The organism is Nocardioides rotundus (assembly GCF_019931675.1).
GTDB lineage: Bacteria > Actinomycetota > Actinomycetes > Propionibacteriales > Nocardioidaceae > Nocardioides > Nocardioides rotundus.
In genome coordinates, this window is the sequence record NZ_CP082922.1 from 2,948,059 (window position 1) to 2,964,496 (window position 16,438).

Consider the following 16,438-nt stretch of genomic DNA (forward strand, 5'->3'; position numbering starts at 1 on the left):
GCGCTTGTTCACCCCGAGTCGGCGCTTGTTCACCCCGAGTCGGCGCTACTTCACGTGACTCTGGGCGGGGGCTCCCGCCGACGATGGTCGGCGCGCGTACCGGGCGCCGAAGGGCTCCCGCGCCCTAGACTCCGGTTGTATGAACTCCGACACCAGGTGGCTCGACGCGTCACAGCAGCGGTCGTGGCGTGCGCTGGTCATCGGCACGACGCTGCTGATGGACCGGCTCGATGATGAGCTGCGACAGGAGTTCGACATCTCGCTGACCGAGTACGAGATCCTGGTCCGGCTCTCCGAGCGCGAGGGCCGGCAGATGCGGATGGCCCAGCTGGCCGACGCGCTGGCCCACAGCCGCAGCCGGGTGACGCACACGGTGACCCGGATGGAGCGTCAGGGGCTGGTCCGCCGCTCCCACTCCCCCGACGACGGCCGCGGCGTCCTGGCGTCGATGACCGAGGATGGCATGCGGCTGCTGCAGGCTGCGGCGCCGATGCACGTCGAGGGGGTACGCCGCCACCTGGTGGACCTGGCCTCCGCCGAGGACTTCGCCGCGCTCGGCCGGGTGATGAACGCGGTCACCGACCAGCTGATCGTCGGCCACCCCGAGATGGAGATCCGCCGGCCGACGGTCTGAGCCGCGCGGCCGACGGACCCGGCGTCAGTCGCGGGTGAGCCGCCGGTGGGTGACCCGGTGCGGCCGCGCTGCCTCCTCGCCGAGGCGCTCGACCTTGTTCGCCTCGTAGGCCGCGAAGTTGCCCTCGAACCAGAACCACTTGGCCGGGTCCTGCTCGTCGCCCTCCCAGGCCAGGATGTGCGTCGCGACCCGGTCGAGGAACCACCGGTCGTGGGAGGTGACCACGGCGCAGCCGGGGAAGTCCAGCAGCGCGTCCTCCAGGGAGGACAGGGTCTCCACGTCCAGGTCGTTGGTGGGCTCGTCGAGGAGCAGCAGGTTGCCGCCCATCTTCAGGGTCAGCGCGAGGTTCAGCCGGTTGCGCTCACCACCGGAGAGCACGCCGGCCTTCTTCTGCTGGTCGGGCCCCTTGAAGCCGAAGGACGCGACGTAGGCGCGGGAGTTCATCTCGAAGTTCGCGACCTTGATGAAGTCCAGGCCGTCGGAGACGACCTCCCACACGTTCTTGTTCGGGTCGATGCCCCCGCGGCTCTGGTCGACGTAGGAGATCTTCACGGTCTGCCCGACCTTGAGCTCCCCACCGTCGGGCTCCTCCTGGCCGGTGATCATCCGGAACAGGGTGGTCTTGCCGACGCCGTTGGGTCCGATCACGCCGACGATGCCGGCCTTGGGCAGGGTGAAGGAGAGGTCGTGCATGAGGGTGCGGCCCTCGAAGCCCTTCTCCAGCCCGCGTGCCTCGAGCACCACGTCGCCCAACCGGGGACCCGGCGGGATGTTGATCACCGCGGTGTCGATCTTGCGGGCGCGGTCGGCCTCGGCGGCCATCTCCTCGTAGCGCTGCAGCCGGGCCTTGCTCTTGGCCTGCCGCGCCTTGGGGTTGGAGCGGACCCAGTCCAGCTCCTTCTCCAGCATCTTGGCGCGCTTGGCGTCCTTGGCGCCCTCGATCTTGAGGCGGTCCTTCTTGGTCTCCAGGTAGGTGGAGTAGTTGCCCTGGTAGCCGTGGATGGAGCCGCGGTCGACCTCGGCGATCCACTCCGCGACGTTGTCGAGGAAGTAACGGTCGTGCGTGACCGCGAGGACGGCGCCGGGGTAGTTCTTCAGGTGCCCCTCCAGCCACTGGACCGACTCCGCGTCCAGGTGGTTGGTGGGCTCGTCGAGCAGCAGCAGGTCGGGCTGCTGGAGCAGCAGCTTGCACAGCGCGACCCGGCGCCGCTCACCACCGGAGAGGTGGTCCACGAGTACGTCGCCCGGCGGGCAGCGCAGCGCGTCCATGGCCTGGTCCAGCCGGCTGTCGAGGTCCCACGCGCCGGCGTGGTCCAGGTCGGTCTGCAGGTCGCCCATCTCGGCCAGCAGCGCGTCGTAGTCCGCGTCGGGGTCGGCGAGCTGCTCGGAGATCTCGTTGTAGCGGTCGAGCTTCTTCTTGGTGTCGGCGACCGCCTCCTGGACGTTCTCCAGGACCGTCTTGCCCTCGGTCAGCGGGGGCTCCTGCTGGAGCATGCCCACGGTGGCCTCGGGGTCCTTGATCGCGTCGCCGTTGTTGGGCTGGTCCAGCCCGGCCATGATCTTCAGCAGCGAGGACTTGCCGGCGCCGTTGGGCCCGACGACGCCGATCTTGGCGCCGTGCAGGAACGAGAGGGTGACGTTGTCGAGGACCACCTTGTCCCCGTGAGCCTTGCGCACGTTGCGCAGGGTGAAGACGTACTCAGCCATGGGCACGAGCCTACGGCCAGGGCGAGCACGACCACCACACGGGGCGAGCGGCCCCGCGGGCTCAGGCGGCGGGCTCCTCGACCTTCGGCGGAGCCCAGGCGTCGGGGTCGGTGACGGCCTCGGGCACGGCCTGGGTCTCCTGGGACTGCTCACGCTTGGTGAAGTCCGCGGTCCCCCGGGTCAGGTCGTGACCGATGGACTCGGCGGTGACGATGTATCGGACCTGGGTCGTCCCGTCCTCGCGGGTCCAGACGTCGGCCTCGAGTCGTCCGTGCACCAGCACCGGCTGTCCGGTGCTCAGCGAGCTCGACGCATGCGTGGCGAGGTGGTTCCAGGCCTTCACCGTGAACCAGATCGTGGGCCCGTCCTCCCAGTGGTCGCCGCGGAAGCGTCGCGGGGTGCTGGCCACGCGCATCCGGGCGATCCGGTGGCCGCCCTTGACGTCGTGCAGCTCGACGTCGCCGCCCAGCCAGCCGCGGAACGTGATGTAGGTGTCGTTCACCGTGGTCCTCCTCCTCGGCCCCGGCCCGGTGCCGAAGCTCGGCCTCCACCCTGCGCCGATCCGACGCGTACGGCGACCGCTGTCGCCGTACCTGTGGAGAACTCGCCTCCCGGATCCCCCTGTGGACGGGAAGTGGCCCCGACCCCGCGATAAATCGGTGGCCTGCTCCCGACGACGGCGCCTACCGTGCGGGCATGGACATGATCTTCGTGATGGTGCGTCGTGTCCGCCGGGCAGAGCCGGCGGTCCTGGGGATGGCACCCGCTCACTGACCGCTGGGCGTGCACGCTGGTCGCCGGGGCCGGCGTCGGCGAGGGCGATCTGGTCCTCGACCTGGGAGCGGGCACCGGCTCGCTGACGGCACCTCTGCTCCAAGCCGGGGCCGACGTGATCGCGGTGGAGCTGCATCGAGGCCGGGCCGAGCGCCTACGGGCCAGGTTCGGCCACGCCGACAACTTCCGTCTCATGGTCGCGGATGCGGCCGACCTCCGCCTGCCGCGCCGGCCGTTCCAGGTGGTGGCGAGCCCGCCCTACTCCTCGTCCTCGGCGATCGTGCGCGCCCTGCTGGCGCGCGACAGCCGGCTGCTCCGGGCCGACCTGGTGGTGCAACGCCAGTTCGCGCGCCGCGTGACCGAGGGCGGGCTCACCGTCCGCGGCGGGGGAAGGTTCACCGCGGAGGTGGCGCGGCCGCTCCCCCGGTCCGCGTTCCGGCCACCGCCGCGGGTGGACTCGGTCGTGCTCAGGATCAGCCGGCACCGTGCCACCCATCGACGGCGCCCGCGGCGTGCCTGAGCGCCCGGCCGGCGGCCGGGTCAGCGGGGCACGCTGGTTCGTCGGAAGACGATGCTGCCGTCGGGGGCGCGCGTGTGCTCGTAGTCGGGGTCGTGGGCGCGCTGATGGTGATGGCGACAGAGCAGGATCGCGTTGGCCAGGTCGGTGGGTCCGCCGCGACTCCACGGGAGCCAGTGGTGAGCGTCGCACCAGGCGCCGGATACGTCGCAGCCCTGCGCGCGGCAGATGCGGTCGCGCAGCAGGAGCGCCTTGCGCTGGGCGGCATTGAAGAGGCGGCGGGCGGCGCCGAGGTCGAGGACCTGGGAGTCGGCGCCGAGCACCGCGGGGATCAGCGTGGCGGTGCAGGCGAGGCGGCGGGCCTGGTCGGCGGTGATGCCGCCGTCGGTGGCGTCCTCACCGGGCAACTCGGAACCGAGCAGGCTCGCGCTGGCGAGGTCTGCCTTGAGCTGGTCGAGGCCGATCGTGACGACGAGAGTGGTGGCGTCGCCGCCGTGGATGGGGAGCCGGTCGGGGTCGAGGACCTCCAGCAGCTGGCAGAACGCCTGCCCGAGCTTCCGGGTGTGTGACAACCGCTCGAGCGGGTCCGCGTCGGGATCGGCGGAGTCGGCGACCTGGTCCTTCCGCGGGTTGGTGAAGGCTTCGAGATAGGTCGCGAGCCGGGTCGCGACCGCGTCGGGGATCAGGGCCGAGAGGCGGGTGGTGCCGTCGCCGTTGCGCCGCATGGCGAGGCGGGTACGGCGATGCGACTCGGCCTCCAACTGCGCGAGCCGCCGGGCCTCCGCCTCCTCGGCGACCTCGGGGGCGGCGATGTCGAGGATCCGCCGGCCGAGTCGGGCGAGCTGGCGCGGCCCGAAGTCGGCCGTGTAGCCCACGAGCGTCTCCTCGGCGCGAACCAGAACGTCGGCGGGAACGCCGGCCGGGAGGTCGTCGAGGCAACGTGCGACGACCTTCGCCTGGGCCAGGTTGGCCTCCCCGGCACGGAGGGCCGTGGCGAGCACGGGGTAGCGCCGGTCGAGGGCGCTCGCCAGCGCGAGGTCTGCTCGCGCGTCCTCACCCCTGGTGCGCGTGTGGTGCGCGGCCCAGTCGGCGGCGTCGCGGCTGCCGGTGGTCGCGGCCAGGTCGTCGGACTCGGCGAGCACCCGGAGGCGCAGCTCGGCGACTTGGGCCTCCGCGGCGGTGAGCTCTCGCAACGCCGCGGCCTTGTCGTCGGTGTCCATGAACGTGGGGTTCACGTCGGCCACGGCCTTGAGCACGCTGCGCACGTCGGCGGCTGCGGTGAGAATCGGGTGACTCATTCGGGGAACCTCCTCTCGACGACTCAGAGCACGCACGACTGCGTGTCATGTGGTCGCCACTCCTGGAGGCCCCCTCTGGGACTATTACTCACCCTCGCGACTCGCCCTCAACCCACGGGATGCCGCACCGACGAATCTCTTCGAGAGTGGCCCGGTGACCGATGAAGCGTAGCACCGACTCTAGCATGTGCCGTCAATCACGGCAACCCCGACGTCCACGATCACTGCCTTACCCACGGCCGGGCCAGGCGTCCCGCAGCCACTGCCGCACGGTCTCGTGATGGTCGGAGAAGGCCGCCCAGACGCTGTCCGCCCACCGTCGCACCCACTCCGCCCGCTCGTCCGGACCCAACGCGTCGCGAACGTCCGTCACCGTGATCGCTCCGAGTGAGGATGGAACCAGGTGCGGCCATTCCCTCCCCTGCATGCGGCCTGCGAAGGCGGCGTCCCCGATGAGTGTCCGTGCCTTACCAGCGGACAGGTCGTGCTCCAGGAGCGCGCACAGGCTGATCAGGTGTACGCCGACCGACTGCCGGTTGCGCCGGTCCGCGTTGTGCGGATGCTGGACCGCGTAGGCATCCACCATGAGGTTGTGCAGAGCACCTTGCCGGTAGTCGGCATACTCCAAGTCCAGCACCTCGCCATAGACCTGCCAGCAGCCGGGAGACGATCCGATGTAGGCGTGCGTGGGGCCCTCCACGTCGAGAACCGTCGCGCCACAGCCGGGCTCGCATCGGGTGATCGGGCGTTCACGCTGCATCGGGTCAGCCTGTCAGGCTTGGCCTCCCGGCGTCGCCTCACTTCCGGCGCAGGAACGCGCGCAGCCGCTTGCTGAGCTCGACATCGTGCGGCAGCCGCGCGAGCTCGTCGGGAGAGATCGCGACGCCGCGGCGGCGCAGGGTCTCGGAGAGGACCGCGAAGTGGTCATCGGCCATGTCCCGCTCGGTGCGGTCGTCGAACGGCTCGTCCGGGCCGGTGACCATGAGCGCGGTCTCCCGGATCTCGTCGGCGGGCCCGCCCGAGCCACCCCAGCCGCGGTCGTCCAGCAGCACGATCCGGGCGCCACCGGCGAGGACGGCCTCCAGCCGAGCGGAGAACGACCAGCCCGGGGCGTCGGGGTCCTTAAGGTCGACGTACGTCACCAGATGGGTCACGGTGGCCATGTCCCCATCATGCCGGGCAGCGCACCTACTTCAGCGCGGCGGCGATCCCGTCGCGCGCGGCGGAGTACGCCGCCAACTCGGCCTCGACCGGCTCGACGACCAGCTCCTGGGCGACGCCGTCGATCTCCGCGCGCAGCCGCCGGTCGGCACGCTTGGCGCGCCGGGAGGCGGTGAAGGAGACCAGCAGGCGACACAGCAGCGCCAGCAGGATCCCGGCGGCGAGCCCGCCCAACAGCATCAGGGTCGGCACCGGCAGCCCCTCCCACTCCGGGGTCGGCACGTCGCGGAAGCCGAGGTAGGCGCCGAAGGCGAGCAGCCCGAGCCACACGGCGCCGACGCCGGCGACCAGGATGAGCAACCACTGGAGGAGGCGTACGGCGCCCGCCCAGCCGGGCAGGCTCTCCGCGCCGAGGTCCGTACGCCCCAGGGCCCCGTCGAGCCGGTCGCCGAGGTCGTCGAGCCGCGACGTGGAGGCGCGCCGCACCGAGCTCGCCCACGGGCGCGCCATCCCGTCCGACACCTCGTCGGCGAGAGCCCGCACGCTGGTGTCGACCCGGGCGCGCTCGACCTGGGTCGCCCGCGGCACCGACGTGCGGGCGGAGCCGGTGAGCTCCTTGCCGGCCGCGCCGAGGTCGAGATGCAGCCGCCGGAGCGGGTCGGGCTTGAGCTTGCTGAACCACGACACCAGCGGCCAGCCGGTCGCCCGGTTGGCGCGCATCCGCGTGGAGCGGCGGACCGCCTCGACCACGGTGGGCACGCCGGCGGCGTCGGCGAAGGAGTCCTCCAGCTGCGCCACCCGCGCCTTCGGCAGCCCTCGGGGCTTCGCGTGGCCGGTGGCCTCGTCCAGACGGGAGGCGACGGCGCGTACGTCGGCCGAGAGCCGCGTGCGGGTCGCCTTCTTCTCCGCGACCCGGGCGGCGATGGCCGAGCGCAGCTCCTCCACGCCGGTGCCCTCGCGGGCGCTGACCGGGATCACCGGGACGCCCTCCAGGCCGTCCTTGGCCAGCAGCCGCTGCACGTCGGCGACCATCGCGTCCCGGCGCTCGGGCGCGACCCGGTCGATCTGGTTGAGCACCACGAGCATCACGTCCCGGTGCGTGTGCAGGGGGGCGAGGTAGCGGTGGTGGATCGCCGCGTCGGCGTACTTCTGCGGGTCGAGCACCCACACCAGCAGGTCGGCCATCCGGGCCAGCCGGTCCACCTCGAGGTGGTGGGCGACCTCGGTGGAGTCGTGGTCGGGGAGGTCGAGCAGCACCACGCCGTTCATCGCCGCGTCGGTTCTCCCCCGCTTGGCGTCGAGCAGCGAGTCGCGCATCACCCGGTGGCGCGGCGGGATCTCCAGCCAGTCCAGGAGCTCGTCGGCCTCCTGCTCACCCCAGATGCACGCGGTCGCCCACGACGTCGTGGGCCGGCGTACTCCCACCGCGGACACGTCGACGCCCGTCAGCGCGTTGAAGGTCGACGACTTGCCCGACCCGGTGCCGCCCGCCAGCGCCACCACCGTGTGGTCGGCCGACAGCTTGAGCCGACCCGCGGCGCGCTGGACCACGCCTTCGGCGTCGTCGACCAGGGCGTCGTCGAGCCGGCCGCGCGAGTGCTCCGCGGCGGCCTCCAGCCCGGCGACCCGGGCTCCGAGATCCCCCGACGTGGTGACGAGCCTCTTGGCTCCCTCGAGCAGCGACGGCATGTTCTCCCGATTCCTGAGATGTGCGGAGGTGTACGGCGGCGGCTCAGCCTAGGTTCTCATCCCGGGCCGCGACCCGGAGGTCGTCGACACGGCGAGCGGAGGCACGCAGCAGCTCCGGGGACTCCGGGGAGACCTCCAGGCTGTCCAGCAGGTCGAGGTAGCGCGCCCGCTCCGTCGCCAGCAGGTCCTCGACCCGCTGCTCGAGGTCGCGGCGCGCCCGCTCGGCGAGGCTGCGCACGGCCTGGTCGCCGAAGACCGCCTCGAGCAGCTTCTGCCCGACGACGGCGGCGCCACCGGCGACTCCGACCTCCGCGCCGGCGAGCAGCCCGCCCGTGTGCGCGAAGACGACGATCATCAGGGCGACGCCGAGCCCGTTGACCCCGAAGGCCAGGAAGCGGGCCGTGGTGCGCTTGTCGGCCCCCGCGTCGCGCACCATGTCCAGGACGCCCTCCTGCCAGTCCCGGACCGTGCGCTCGGCACGGCGGCGGAAGTCCCGCGAGGCGCGGCCGAGGTCCTCACCCGCGTCGCCCAGCAGAGCCTGCCCCGCCGCCAGCGACTGCCAAGACGCCTCGGCCCGCTCGGCGGCGGACTCCGCGTGCTCGGTGATCAGCGTCTCCAGCCCCGACTCGACGGCCACCGTGACCCGCTCGGCCTGCTGGGGCTTGCCCTTGACCATGCCGACGATCCGGTCGCGCAGGCCGCCGATCTTGGTCTCCAGGGAGCGCAGCAGCTCGCCGGTGCCGACGAACTCCTGCCAGCGCGCGAGCACCTCCCCGCGCAGCAGGGTGCCGTCGGCCGAGGCCTGGCTGATCTGGTCGGCCGCAGCGGCGTAGGCCTTGGTCACGTCCTCGCGCAGCCGCTGCTCGGCCTCGACCTGGAGCACCGCGGCGTCGGCGACCTCGTGGGTGCGCATGGACAAGCTGCGGATCGCCCCGTCGAGGGTCTGCTTGACGACCGCGGAACGGGCGCCGGCGTCGGCGGCGAGTGCTTCGAGCCACTGCCGGATCTCTCCCACCGCGTCCGGGCTCAGCAGACCGTCATCGCCCACCGGCTCCTCGGGCACGGTGAACAGCGGCGAGTCCTTGAGCCCGCGCGAGGCGAGCATCCGCGCCAGGTGGCTGGAGACCGTCTCGACCGCCTCGGGCGGAGTGCGGTCCAGCACCACGGCGACCGCCGCGGACCGGTCGGCGGCCTGCCGCAGGAAGTCCCACGGCACCTGGTCGGCGTAGCGGGCTGCGGAGGTGACGAACAGCCACAGGTCCGCCGCGGCCAGCAGCTGGGCCGCCAGCGTGCGGTTGGCCTCCTCGACCGAGTCGATGTCGGGGGCGTCCAGAATCGCCAGGCCCTGCGGCACGCTCTCGACCGCGACCAGCTGGAGCGCAGACGGGTCGGTGGTGGCGCGCTCGACCCGCTCGAGGTCGGGCAGCAGCCGGTCCTGGCCGAACCAGGACACGTCGTCGGGGTGGTGGACCAGGACGGGCGAGCGCGTGGTGGGGCGCAGCACGCCCGGCTCGGTGACCACGCGCCCGACGACGGAGTTCACCAGCGTCGACTTGCCCGCGCCGGTGGAGCCGCCGACCACGGTGAGCAGCGGCGCATCGATGGTCATCAGCCGCGGGATCACGTAGTCCTCGAGCTGGTCGATCATCTCGGTCAGCTGCCGCCGGGCGTCGGCGGCGCCGGGTACGTCGAGCGGGAGCCGCGTGCCCTGCAGCGCGCCGCGCAACCGCACGAGCGCGGTCAGCATCTGGATGCTCTCCGGCTGCTGGCTCTGTTCGGTCATCGAGTGGGTACCACCTGTCCGGGGAAGGAGAAGTAGGGACGCGCGGCCTGGATCCGGGCGACGTGCACCTGGCCGCGGGAGGAGAAGTCGCGAGGCGCCGTACCGCGCAGGAAACGATGATGCAGGAAGCCGAGCTCGATCGCAGCCTGTTGGTAGGCGCGCAGGGCCTGGAGCGCCTCGGGCCCCTGCTCCTTGACGAACCGGCGCATCCGGCGGCGCGAGCCCAGGTCGACCAGCCAGGGGATGTCGCTGGCGGGCAGCAGCCCACGCCGGGCGGCGTCGGTGAGCGAGGCGGTGAGGATCCGCTTCTCGGTGCGCCGCGACCAGATCGCGAAGCCGGTCAACAGCAGGAACGCCGGGAACATGATCGCGACGTACACCCCGAGGAAGCCGCGTCCTCCGTCGTAGACGCTGGAGGCGTTCCACAGGCCGTGGGTGAGCACCGCGAGGGCATAGCCGAGGAGCGGAGCGAGGACGCGTACGACGGGCGAGCGGGAGCCGACGGCGATGCCGATGCCGATCCCGGTGAACACGGTGAAGAGCGGGTGCGCGAACGGGCTGAAGAGGCCGCGCAGGACGAACACCTGGGTCAGCGCGTCCACACCGCCCGGGCCCATGCCCGGTCCGCCCTGGTAGGCCGCGGCGAGGTAGAGGATGTTCTCGGTGAAGGCGAAGCCGATGCCCACCATGCCGGCGTAGACGATGCCGTCGAGGATCCCGTCGAGCTCGTCGCGGCGCCACCAGAGCAGGAGCAGCAGGAAGATCCCCTTGGTGAGCTCCTCGGTCACGGGCGCGCCGATGGCGAGGGACTGGAACTCCGTCCACCCCATCCGCAGCGACCCGACGCCCTGCAGCACCAGCGCGGTGCCGGTGGAGGCCAGCGCGCCCCACAGGAGCCCCGCCACCAGCAGGCTGCGCGGCTCCGGCTCGTAGCGGTCCAGCCAGAGGAAGCAGGCCACCAGCGGGCCCACGGGAAGCACGGCCAGGACCGTGGCCACCAGCAGGATGTCCGGCGCGCCGGAGGCGGCGATCACCGTGAACATCAGACCCCCGCCGAGGAGGGCCACCAGCGTCACCACCACCGTGAACGCGACGCTGTTCCGGGGGCTCCGAGGCATGGCCGCCAGCGTAGTCGAGCGTCCGTCCGGTCGGCGTACAGTGAAGCCGTGACCAACGACAACCTGCCGCAGGACGAGCCCGACGTCACCGAGACCGCTCTCACCGAGGGCGAGGCCGACTCGACGCTCAACACCGGGTCCCACGACCCCGCCGTGCCGGAGGCCTACCTGGCCTTCATGCGCACCGGCTGGGGCGACCGCGACCTCGACGTGCCCGCGCACCCGATCAGCGGGTGGGCGGAGCAGCGGCGCCGCCGGCTGGCCGAGGCGTTCCCCGGGGAGCGGCTGGTGCTCCCGGCGGGGGGCTACAAGGTCCGCGCCAACGACACCGACTACCGCTTCCGTCCCGACACCGGCCACACCTACCTCTCCGGCAACCAGACCTCCGACGCGGTGCTCGTGGTCGAGGACGACCGGCACGTGCTCTATGCCCGGCCCCGCTCCTCCCGCGAGACCGACGAGTTCTTCCGGGACCGGCAGTACGGCGAGCTCTGGGCCGGCCGACGCCCCTCGATGAGGGAGATCTCCGACTCCCTCGGCCTGGAGGTCCGCCACCTCGACGACCTGCCCGCCGAGCTGGAGGGGCAGGCCAAGACCCGCGTGCACCGCGGCGTCGACGCCCGGGTGGACGGCCAGGTCGCCGGAGACCAGGGGCGCGACGACGAGCTGGCGCGCGTGCTCTCCGAGCTGCGCCTGGTCAAGGACGAGTGGGAGATCGGCGAGCTGACCGAGGCCTGCGACATCACCACGCTCGGCTTCGAGGACTCCGTCCGCGAGTGGGACCGGGTCCGGGAGTACGGCGAGCGCTGGATCGAGGGCACCTTCTTCCGTCGCGCCCGGGCGATGGGCAACGACATCGGCTATGACTCCATCTGCGCGGGCGGCTCGCACGCGACGACGCTGCACTGGATCGACAACACCGGCCCGATCACCCCGGGCGAGCTGGTGCTGCTGGACATGGGCGTGGAGGGCCGCAACCTCTACACCGCCGACGTCACCCGGACCCTGCCGGTGGACGGCCGGTTCACCCCGCTGCAGCGCGAGCTCTACGACCTGGTGCTCGCCGCGCAGCAGGCCGGCATCGACGCGGTGCGGCCCGGCGTACCCTTCCTCGCCGCGCACAACGCCGCGATGTCGGTGCTGGCGCACGCGCTGGAGGACATGGGGCTGCTGCCGGTGAGCGCGGAGGAGGCGCTGGACCCGGACTCGAAGGTCTACGCCCGCTGGACGCTGCACGGCACCTCGCACATGCTCGGCATGGACGTGCACGACTGCGCCCGCTCGGCGCCGGAGACCTACCCCAAGGGCGACCTCGCCGAGGGGATGGTGCTGACGGTGGAGCCGGGTCTCTACTTCCAGGCCGACGACCTGCTGGTGCCCGAGGAGCTGCGCGGCATCGGGATCCGGATCGAGGACGACATCCTGGTCACCGCCGACGGCTCGCGGAACCTCTCCGCGGCGCTCCCCCGGGCCGCCGACGACGTCGAGGCGTGGATGGGTCAGCACATCGGTGGCTGAGCCGGCTCCGGCGCTCGCCTGTCACCACTTCGAGGCGGGCCGGTGCCGCTCGTGCACCCTGCTGCCGCAGCCGTACGACGCCCAGCTGGCCGCGAAGGTCGACCGCACCCGGTCGCTGGTGGACGTGCCGGAGTGGCTGCCGCCGGTGACCTCGCCCGCCGCGGGCTTCCGCAACAAGGCGAAGATGGCGGTCGCGGGCACGGTGGACGCCCCGACGCTGGGGATCCTCTCCCCCGCCGGCGCCGGGATCGACCTGGTCGACTGCCCGCTGCACGAGGCTCCGCTGGTCGCCGCGCTGCCGGTGCTCTCCGAGTTCGTCACCCGCGCCCGGCTGGCGCCGTACTCCGTCCCGGAGCGGCGCGGCGAGCTCAAGCACGTGCTGGCCACCGCCTCGCCCGACGGCGAGCTGATGGTCCGGCTGGTGCTGCGCAGCCGGGAGGCGGAGACCCGGATCCGCAAGCACCTGCCGTGGCTGCTCGAGCGGCTGCCGGGGCTCCGGGTGGTGTCGCTGAACCTGCAGCCCGAGCACAAGGCGGTGCTGGAGGGCCCCGACGAGATCGTGCTGACGCCGGCCGCGACCCTGCCGATGCGGACCGGCGCGGTGACGCTGCGCCTGCGGCCGCAGTCGTTCTTCCAGACCAACACCGCGGTCGCGACCGAGCTCTACGCCACCGCGACCCGGTGGGCCGACGAGCTCGCGCCCGCCTCGGTGCTCGACCTCTACAGCGGGGTCGGGGGCTTCGCCCTGCACCTCGCCTCTCCCGGTCGCACGATCACCGGGGTGGAGGTGTCGGAGGAGGCGGTGGCGTCCGCGCGGCAGGCGGCCGCCGAGGCCGACCGCGAGGCGACCTTCCACGCCGGCGACGCGACGGCGTACGCCCGCGCGCTCGAGGCTCCCCCGGAGCTGGTGGTCGTCAACCCGCCCCGGCGCGGGATCGGCCCGGAGCTGGCCGACTGGCTGGAGGGCTCCGGGGTGCCGCACGTCCTCTACTCCTCCTGCAACCCCGAGTCGCTGGCGCGCGACCTGGCGCGGATGCCGTCGCTGCTGCCTGTGCGCGGGCGGGTGCTCGACATGTTCCCCCACACCGCGCACCACGAGGTGCTGGTCGAGCTGGCCCGGGCATAATGGCGCGCGGCCGGATCGCCGGCCGGGCCCCCGTAGCTCAGCTGGATAGAGCAGCGGCCTTCTAATCCGCGGGTCACAGGTTCGAATCCTGTCGGGGGCGCCCAATGTTGTCCCAGGTCAGGCCCTAGTGCCACGACAACACTAATCGGTACGACACCCTCCACCGCACCTACGCCATGGTCATGGTGTGAGCATCATCCACGCGGCAGTACCGCGATGATGGCGGGCACCAGGAGGACAGCCGCGCACGTCAGGATGAGGATGGTCAGGAACGGAAGAGCCTTCATCGACACCACCCGCCCCGCCGCAACAAGAAACGTCACGAGGGCGACAGCAGTCACGTAGAGCCATGGCCCGATGACAGGAACTCCGCAGACCTCACCACGAATCGAGCCCGTAGGAACGCCCGCACCTTCCACCCCTAGGCAGGCGTTCACAGCGAGGAACGCACCGAACCAGTTCCGCTGTGACCGCCCAGTTGCCCAAGCGCTTCTTTCGGCGTGGCCGGGTCAACGTCAATCTGCACTGGCCCACCGGGCCGGTCAAGAGTGCAGGGATCCGCACACATCTGAGGCCCACCCGCCCGGACACAAACAGTGCGGCGCCCTACTGTCACCAGGTGACATCAGAACGCCGCACTGTTCGCTGAGCGGTGGCAGCCGGCTCAGGCGGTCCCGACCGTCCGGGCGGGAGCCTCCGGCGAGGGCGCGGGCTCCGACCCGGCGGGGCGCGGGTCCCGGACCGCGAAGGAGAGCAGCAGGCCGAGCAGCCCGATCCCGCCGCCGAGGAAGAACACCGTGTGGTAGGCGTCGAACGGCGAGTCGCCCGAGCCCTCCATGCCGACGGTCAGCACGGTCGCCATCAGGGCGACGCCGAGCCCACCGGCCACCTGACGCCCCGCGGAGAACACCGCGGTGGCGCGGGCCGTGTCGGCGAGGCTGATCGCGGCGAACGTCGCCGCCTGGAGGGGTACGACGACCAGCGCGCTGCCCATCCCGAGGCCGAACATCGACGCCCTGATCCACCAGGTGCTGGTGTCCGCGCCGACGCCGATCAGGCTCAGCTGGCTGAGCGCGATGATCCCGAAGCCGGTCACCAGCAGCCGCCTGGGGCCGACGCTGGCGTAGAGCCGCCCGGAGAAGGGCAGCAGCACCAGCATGCCCACGGCCTGCGCGGCGGTGACCAGCCCGGACTGGGTCGCCGAGAGGCCCATCTGGGTCTGCAGCAGCAGCGGGACCACGAAGATCGCGCCGAACTGCGCGCCCGCGGCGGGGAAGAGCAGCCCGTTGCCGAGCGCGAACGTCCGGTCCTTGAGCAGCGACAGGTCCACCATCGGCGCCCGCGAGCGCAGCGAGCTGGTCACGAAGACGGCACCGGACACCACGGCGATGCCGAGCAGGATCAGCGTCCGGCCCTCGGTCCAGCCGAGCCGAGCCCCTTCGTCCAGCCCGACGAGCAGCGTCGCGAGGGCGGCGCCGCCCGTGAGGAAGCCGACCACGTCGAAGCGGTCACGGGAGTAGCTCTCCCCGTGCTTGAGCACGAGGGCGCTGAAGATCAGCGCGAAGACGCCGACCGGCACCTTGAGGAAGAAGATCCACCGCCACGACACCTCGTCGGCGAGATAGCCGCCCAGCACCGGCCCGAGCATCGGCGCCAGGGTGGTGGGGATCGCGAGCATCGCCGAGGCGCGTGCCCGCTCCCCCACGGGGAAGGCGCGGAACAGCATCGCCGTACCGACCGGGGTGAGCAGGCCGCCGCCGACGCCCTGCACCAGCCGCGCCGTCAGCAGCTCGGTGAGCGACCCCGCCGCGCCCGCCCACAGGTTCGCACCGGTGTAGACCGCGAGCGCGAAGAGGAACGTGCGCTTGTCACCGAACCGGTCGGCGAACCACCCCGACGCCGGGATGAAGATCGCCAGGCTGATCAGGTAGCCGGTGACCAGCCACTGCAGTTGGGACGTGTCGGCGCCGAAGTGCTCGCCCAGGATGGGCAGGGCGGTGTTGAGCACCGTCATGTCGAGGATCTCCATGAACAGCGCCATGGCGAAGGCGGCTGCGACCAGCCACTTGTAGGGAATCACGGGAGAGCTGCTTCCTCGGTCGGTACGGCCGGGATCAGGCGAAGGCGGGTACGACGGCCACGAGGGCGCTCAGCACGAGCAGGACGATGGCGCCGGCGGTCTCGCCGAGCTTGTCCTTCTCCTTCATGTGGTAGCCCACGGCGCCGATCATCAGCAGCACCAGGGCGATCGCGGCGGCGATCCCCAGCGGCTGCCACCAGATCCCGATGGCGACGCCGAGGCCTCCCAGCATCTCCAGCGCACCGATCGTGCGCTGCAGGCCGGCGGAGACACCGAGGCGCTCCAGGGTTCCGGTGACCGGCTCGGCCCGGCGGAGCTTGGCGACCCCGGCGAGGACGAAGCCCAGCGCGACGAGCGCGCTCAGGACGATCCAGACGATGTTCAATCCAACACACCTCTTGTGTAGTTCGGGTCAGGTACACGGGCTCAGCACTTCACTGAGTGAAGTTATTCCTTGATCGGGTGAAGTAAATTCGGGGGTAGCTGGACCACCAGGTGGAGGAGGGGAGAATGACGCCTGTGACAGCCCCCGAACCGATCCGCGTGCGCCTGCTCGACGAGCTGCTGCGGACCGCGATGCTGATCCGCCGGCACATCGAGGCGGTGGCGGCCGAGCGGTCGCTGACGCCACCGCAGGCTCGCCTGCTGGTGCGGTTGGACGCGCCGATGCGGATGCAGGAGGCCGCGCACGCGTCGGCCTGCGAGCCGTCCCACGTCACCGCGCTCGCGACCCAGTTGGAGGAGCGGGGACTCGTGGTCCGGGAGGCCGACCCCGACGATCGCCGCGCCCGCCGGCTCTCACTCACCGAGGCCGGTGAGGCCGAGCGCGCCGAGCTGCTCGCCCGGCTCCTCGACGACGCCCCCGTCGCCTCCCGCCTCGGCGACGCGGAGTGCGACGTACTCCTCCGTCTCCTCCAGGAGCCCGACACCGGTCGTTGAGGCCGCGTTCACCGACTCCCACACCGATAGGTGTGGTGTCCGGGTTGCCCGGGGTTGGACGCTGGAGGTGTCAGCACTTCCTAGCCAGCTTCAG

At 71.9% G+C, this 16,438-nt stretch carries 16 protein-coding genes and 1 tRNA gene; 6 read left to right on the top strand and 11 right to left on the bottom strand.

Annotation, left to right across the window (positions count from 1 at the left end; translation table 11 throughout):
- The first annotated feature begins 139 nt into the window (after positions 1–139).
- Positions 140–634: a MarR family winged helix-turn-helix transcriptional regulator gene (locus K8W59_RS14475; RefSeq protein WP_223395045.1), complete on the top strand. Its 495-nt coding sequence runs from the start codon at positions 140–142 to the stop codon at positions 632–634.
- 24 nt (positions 635–658) lie between these two features.
- Here the strand turns inward: K8W59_RS14475 and ettA are convergent, their stop codons facing one another.
- Both ettA and K8W59_RS14485 read right to left on the bottom strand, forming a co-directional pair.
- Positions 659–2,341, bottom strand: a complete 1,683-nt coding sequence (gene ettA, locus K8W59_RS14480) for an energy-dependent translational throttle protein EttA (RefSeq protein ID WP_223395048.1) — start codon at positions 2,339–2,341, stop codon at positions 659–661.
- Positions 2,342–2,402: 61 nt separating this feature from the next.
- Entirely contained in the window at positions 2,403–2,843 is a 441-nt protein-coding gene (locus K8W59_RS14485; protein ID WP_223395050.1) for a single-stranded DNA-binding protein, read from the bottom strand.
- Between the two features lie 222 nt (positions 2,844–3,065).
- Between K8W59_RS14485 and K8W59_RS14490 the strand changes: the two genes are divergently transcribed.
- Positions 3,066–3,635 carry an rRNA adenine N-6-methyltransferase family protein gene (locus K8W59_RS14490; RefSeq protein ID WP_223395052.1) on the top strand — a complete coding sequence of 190 codons (570 nt, stop codon included), beginning with the start codon at positions 3,066–3,068 and terminating at the stop codon, positions 3,633–3,635.
- Between the two features lie 20 nt (positions 3,636–3,655).
- Here K8W59_RS14490 and K8W59_RS14495 read toward each other — a convergent pair whose 3' ends face one another.
- From K8W59_RS14495 to K8W59_RS14520, 6 genes are all read right to left on the bottom strand, one after another.
- A complete protein-coding gene (locus K8W59_RS14495) occupies positions 3,656–4,930 on the bottom strand; it encodes an HNH endonuclease signature motif containing protein (protein WP_223395054.1) in 1,275 nt (424 codons plus the stop codon).
- Between the two features lie 229 nt (positions 4,931–5,159).
- Positions 5,160–5,690: a DUF5946 family protein gene (locus K8W59_RS14500; protein WP_223395056.1), complete on the bottom strand. Its 531-nt coding sequence runs from the start codon at positions 5,688–5,690 to the stop codon at positions 5,160–5,162.
- 37 nt (positions 5,691–5,727) lie between these two features.
- Positions 5,728–6,093, bottom strand: a complete 366-nt coding sequence (locus tag K8W59_RS14505; protein ID WP_223395058.1) for a hypothetical protein — start codon at positions 6,091–6,093, stop codon at positions 5,728–5,730.
- Between the two features lie 25 nt (positions 6,094–6,118).
- Positions 6,119–7,780, bottom strand: a complete 1,662-nt coding sequence (locus tag K8W59_RS14510; protein ID WP_223395060.1) for a YfjP family GTPase — start codon at positions 7,778–7,780, stop codon at positions 6,119–6,121.
- Between the two features lie 43 nt (positions 7,781–7,823).
- Positions 7,824–9,563 carry a dynamin family protein gene (locus tag K8W59_RS14515; protein ID WP_223395062.1) on the bottom strand — a complete coding sequence of 580 codons (1,740 nt, stop codon included), beginning with the start codon at positions 9,561–9,563 and terminating at the stop codon, positions 7,824–7,826.
- On the bottom strand, positions 9,560–10,681 hold the full coding sequence (locus K8W59_RS14520; protein WP_223395064.1) for a PrsW family intramembrane metalloprotease: 1,122 nt from the start codon (positions 10,679–10,681) through the stop codon (positions 9,560–9,562). Before K8W59_RS14520 ends, K8W59_RS14515 begins: the two co-directional genes overlap by 4 nt.
- A 48-nt stretch (positions 10,682–10,729) precedes the next feature.
- Between K8W59_RS14520 and K8W59_RS14525 the strand changes: the two genes are divergently transcribed.
- The 3 genes from K8W59_RS14525 (at position 10,730) to K8W59_RS14535 (ending at position 13,425) form a co-directional block, all read left to right on the top strand.
- The gene (locus K8W59_RS14525) at positions 10,730–12,199 is read left to right on the top strand and encodes an aminopeptidase P family protein (protein ID WP_317846277.1); all 1,470 of its coding nucleotides are present in this window, start codon (positions 10,730–10,732) and stop codon (positions 12,197–12,199) included.
- Positions 12,192–13,325 (top strand): 23S rRNA (uracil(747)-C(5))-methyltransferase RlmC, encoded by a 1,134-nt coding sequence (rlmC, locus tag K8W59_RS14530; RefSeq protein ID WP_223395066.1) that lies wholly within the window; start codon positions 12,192–12,194, stop codon positions 13,323–13,325. The genes K8W59_RS14525 and rlmC overlap by 8 nt, the downstream gene beginning before the upstream one ends.
- 26 nt (positions 13,326–13,351) lie before the next feature.
- A tRNA-Arg gene (locus K8W59_RS14535) sits at positions 13,352–13,425 on the top strand.
- A gap of 94 nt (positions 13,426–13,519) precedes the next feature.
- Here the strand turns inward: K8W59_RS14535 and K8W59_RS14540 are convergent.
- From K8W59_RS14540 to K8W59_RS14550, 3 genes are all read right to left on the bottom strand, one after another.
- On the bottom strand, positions 13,520–13,666 hold the full coding sequence (locus K8W59_RS14540; protein ID WP_223395068.1) for a hypothetical protein: 147 nt from the start codon (positions 13,664–13,666) through the stop codon (positions 13,520–13,522).
- A 323-nt stretch (positions 13,667–13,989) separates the two neighbouring features.
- Entirely contained in the window at positions 13,990–15,405 is a 1,416-nt protein-coding gene (locus tag K8W59_RS14545) for a DHA2 family efflux MFS transporter permease subunit (protein ID WP_223395070.1), read from the bottom strand.
- A gap of 34 nt (positions 15,406–15,439) precedes the next feature.
- Positions 15,440–15,790, bottom strand: a complete 351-nt coding sequence (locus K8W59_RS14550; protein ID WP_223395072.1) for a DoxX family protein — start codon at positions 15,788–15,790, stop codon at positions 15,440–15,442.
- A gap of 125 nt (positions 15,791–15,915) precedes the next feature.
- Between K8W59_RS14550 and K8W59_RS14555 the strand changes: the two genes are divergently transcribed.
- On the top strand, positions 15,916–16,344 hold the full coding sequence (locus K8W59_RS14555) for a MarR family winged helix-turn-helix transcriptional regulator (RefSeq protein WP_223395074.1): 429 nt from the start codon (positions 15,916–15,918) through the stop codon (positions 16,342–16,344).
- The last annotated feature ends 94 nt before the right edge of the window (positions 16,345–16,438 follow it).

Excerpts from the sequence above, each read along its gene's own strand:
- K8W59_RS14475 (WP_223395045.1), top strand. The coding sequence starts at position 140 with ATGAACTCCGACACCAGGTGGCTCGACGCGTCACAGCAGCGGTCGTGG.
- ettA (WP_223395048.1), bottom strand. The coding sequence starts at position 2,341 with ATGGCTGAGTACGTCTTCACCCTGCGCAACGTGCGCAAGGCTCACGGG.
- K8W59_RS14495 (WP_223395054.1), bottom strand. The coding sequence starts at position 4,930 with ATGAGTCACCCGATTCTCACCGCAGCCGCCGACGTGCGCAGCGTGCTC.
- K8W59_RS14500 (WP_223395056.1), bottom strand. The coding sequence starts at position 5,690 with ATGCAGCGTGAACGCCCGATCACCCGATGCGAGCCCGGCTGTGGCGCG.
- K8W59_RS14505 (WP_223395058.1), bottom strand. The coding sequence starts at position 6,093 with ATGGCCACCGTGACCCATCTGGTGACGTACGTCGACCTTAAGGACCCC.
- K8W59_RS14510 (WP_223395060.1), bottom strand. The coding sequence starts at position 7,780 with ATGCCGTCGCTGCTCGAGGGAGCCAAGAGGCTCGTCACCACGTCGGGG.
- K8W59_RS14515 (WP_223395062.1), bottom strand. The coding sequence starts at position 9,563 with ATGACCGAACAGAGCCAGCAGCCGGAGAGCATCCAGATGCTGACCGCG.
- K8W59_RS14520 (WP_223395064.1), bottom strand. The coding sequence starts at position 10,681 with ATGCCTCGGAGCCCCCGGAACAGCGTCGCGTTCACGGTGGTGGTGACG.
- K8W59_RS14555 (WP_223395074.1), top strand. The coding sequence starts at position 15,916 with ATGACGCCTGTGACAGCCCCCGAACCGATCCGCGTGCGCCTGCTCGAC.